The sequence below is a fragment of the Pseudomonas sp. MWU12-2029 genome (assembly GCF_023242425.1).
Lineage (GTDB): Bacteria > Pseudomonadota > Gammaproteobacteria > Pseudomonadales > Pseudomonadaceae > Aquipseudomonas > Aquipseudomonas kribbensis.
Genome location: NZ_JALJDY010000036.1, coordinates 1 through 475 on the forward strand (window position 1 = coordinate 1; position 475 = coordinate 475).

General features: G+C 67.4%; 1 pseudogene. It reads right to left on the reverse strand.

From position 1 onward, the window contains the following. Positions 1–475 (reverse strand): annotated as a pseudogene (locus M5B44_RS29140) (RHS repeat domain-containing protein); the annotation flags it as partial.

Sequence of the window (475 nt, forward strand, 5' to 3'; positions counted from 1 at the left end):
GGCTGCTTTCGGCGATCAGGTGGTCGCCTTGCCAGAAGAACTCGGTGGTCCGGCCGTCGACGGTCTTGCGGATGCGGCGGCCGAAGGCGTCGTAGTGGTAGGTGGCGCTGGTGCCGTCGGGACGGGTCAGGCCGATCAGGCGGTGCTGGCTGTCGTAGCGGTATGCAGTGACGAGCTGTTGGGCGCGTCCGCGGCGTTCGCGGATCAGGTTGCCGAAGGCGTCGTAGTCGTAATGACGGTCGCCCTGCATCAGCAGGCGGTTGCCCTTGATGCTGGTCGGGCCCGGACGGTCCTGCGTCAGCAGGTTGCCGGCCGGGTCGTGGGCGAAGTTTTCCGGCACATCGTCACGGGTGTGACGTACGCGGATCAGCCGGTCGAGGGCGTCGTACTGGTAGCTGCGCTGGCCGTGGCGGGTGTCGGCGATGTGTTCGAGGTTGCCGTTGGCGCTGTAGGCAAAGTCGCGGCGGTACAGCGC